General features: G+C 71.6%; 1 protein-coding gene. It reads right to left on the bottom strand.

Annotated features, from left to right (window positions below; translation table 11 throughout):
• Window positions 1–594: 594 nt before the first annotated feature.
• Window positions 595–1,824 carry an MFS transporter gene (locus ABZX22_RS44845; protein ID WP_354923399.1) on the bottom strand — a complete coding sequence of 410 codons (1,230 nt, stop codon included), beginning with the start codon at window positions 1,822–1,824 and terminating at the stop codon, window positions 595–597.
• Between the last annotated feature and the right edge of the window lie 486 nt (window positions 1,825–2,310).

Raw genomic sequence — 2,310 nt, 5'->3', positions numbered from 1 at the left:
GGGGAGCTATGTGGATATTTGTACCGAGAAGTCCTTGCATGCCCCTTTCATGCAGTTAACGGATGGCATGCGAGATATCTGCATCGCCGTTCCTGCCGGGGAAACCGGCGACTCCGGAAACGCTTGCCAGTCCTGGACAACGTCGACCCAGCTCCGTTCCGGCACGGATTCCCGGGGCGCGCGCAGGCTCTTTCCGCCGCGCTTTCATCCCGCTTCGCCGAATCGGAGGCAAGCGGCGTGGCCTGCACCAGGCTTCAGCGGCGCCTTCTCGCGCCCGCCGGCGCCCGTCGCGGCTTGGGCTCGGGCGGTACCGCCTATCCCGGCGGTTCCGGCCGTCTCGGCTGTTCTGGCCATCCCGGCCGGCACGAGCCGCGGCGTGAGCGGCATGGTGGGCGCGGCCACCCGAAGCCGGTGACTCCGCCCTCGCCGTACGGCATGCCCTTCCCTCCAGCGGCCCCCGCCGGCCACGCGGCCACGCGGCCACGCGGCCACGCGGTCACGCTCGGCCGGCATCGGGCGGGGGTCGGCGGTGGGCGGTCGGACGGGACCGCGCCACCGACCGGACCGAAGAACCGGACCGAAGAAGCTGCCCGGTTATCGGGCGGCTTGGAGACTGCTTTCGGCCGCCGGCGCGACCCGGCGTCCGGCGAGGCGGGCGGCGGGCGGGACGAGCAGGCCGACGGCCGCCAGCGCGATCCCGAGAACGATCCAGCCACCTTGTCCCCACTCGATGCACAGCGCGGTGACCAGAGCCGGGCCGACGAATTCGGAGCCGCCCATGCCCATGCTGAACAATCCCTGGTACTGGCCGATCGCGTGGGGTGGGGCCAGCGCGAATGACAGCTCGAAGCCTCCGGCGGCATGCCAGAGCTCACCCACGGTGTGCACCACGACGCCGGCCAGCAGCATCGCGGCGGCCGCCCATGGCGGCATGCCGGCCGCGAGCGCGATCATCGTACAGGAGATCAGGAACGTCGTCCCGGCCCGGCGCATGGCCCGGCCCGCCGCCGCCGGCGTGTCGACGCCTCTGGCGGTCCGTGCCTGGAACAGCCCGACGATGGCGGTGTTGACCAGCATCGTCGCGCTGATCAGCCAGTGGGGCGCGGACGTGGCGGCGACGATCCACAGCGGGACCGCGATGGTGAGCACCTTGAACTGCACGGCCATCAGCCCGTCCAGGACGGTCAGGGTCACGTAGGGGATGTCTCTCAGCGCGATCCATCGCGGCCCGTTGTGCGCCGGTACGGGTGGAGTGGGCGGGAGGAAGGCGACGATCGCCGCCGCGCAGAGGAAGGTCGCGGCCGCGGCGAGGATGAGCGCCACGTAAGCGGGGCGGGTGCCGACCTGGACGGCCCACCCCGCGGGGAGGGTTCCGATGGAGATGCCGATGTTGCTCACCGAGCGCAGCCGGCCGCGGAACTCCTGCGGTCGGTCCGGGCTGTGGTGGGCGATCAGCGGTCCCCGTGCGGCCAGGCCCGCGGTGGAGGCGCACGCGCTCGCGCAGGCCGCAGCGAGTAAACCCCAGAACTCGGTGGCCATGACGAACGCCGCCGTCGCCAGTCCCCCGCACAGCAGGGTGACGATGTAGAGGCCGCGGCCGCCGATCCGGTCGGCCAGGTGGCCGCTGGGCGGACCGGCCGCCAGCGACAGCAGGCCCGCGACGCTGAGGGCGGCGCCGACCTGGTGGGCCGGTAGGTGGAGGGCCTGGGTGAAATACAGCACCCCGGCGGTCAGGTAGGCGCCCCTGCCCACGGCGTTGACGAACGTGGCCGCGACGAGGACGCGCTGCGGTCCGGTGGGCGGGATCCAGGAACGTGGTCTCATGCGCGTCGTCGGAGGCTGATCTGGGCGCAGGCGCACGTGCGGGCTTGAGGTCGTGCGAGCGTCGCGACGTCGTCCGCCTGCCGTACATCGGTGGGGTGTTTCACGGTGACCAGACTGATGTAATGGGCTTGTACGACTCAACCCTTACGGCCTGGCCCCGTGAAGCCGGCCGGCCGGCGTCCCAGGTTCACCGGCAAGCGCGCGGACGGCGTGTGGCGCTGGAGCGGCGGGCACGTCATGGGCGGTCGCCGCACACGACAAAGGCGGCCGACGCTCTTCGCGTCGACCGCCTCCGTGGTGGGGTGTCTAACTGCCGGCTGCTGCCCGCTGTGCGGTTGGCCATGGTGGCGGGCTCAGTCGTTGCCGATGTTGATGTTGCCGTTGTTACCGCTGCCGCCGTTGCCGCCGGGCTGGTTGCCGCTGGCGCCGTTGGCGTTGCCGCCGTTGCCGTTGCCGATGTTGCCGCCGCGGTTGTCGATCTTGATG

Origin of the sequence: Nonomuraea sp. NPDC003804, assembly GCF_040610675.1 — a bacterium.
In the GTDB taxonomy this organism is placed as follows: Bacteria; Actinomycetota; Actinomycetes; order Streptosporangiales; family Streptosporangiaceae; genus Nonomuraea.
This window is presented reverse-complemented; position numbering and strand designations above follow the sequence as displayed.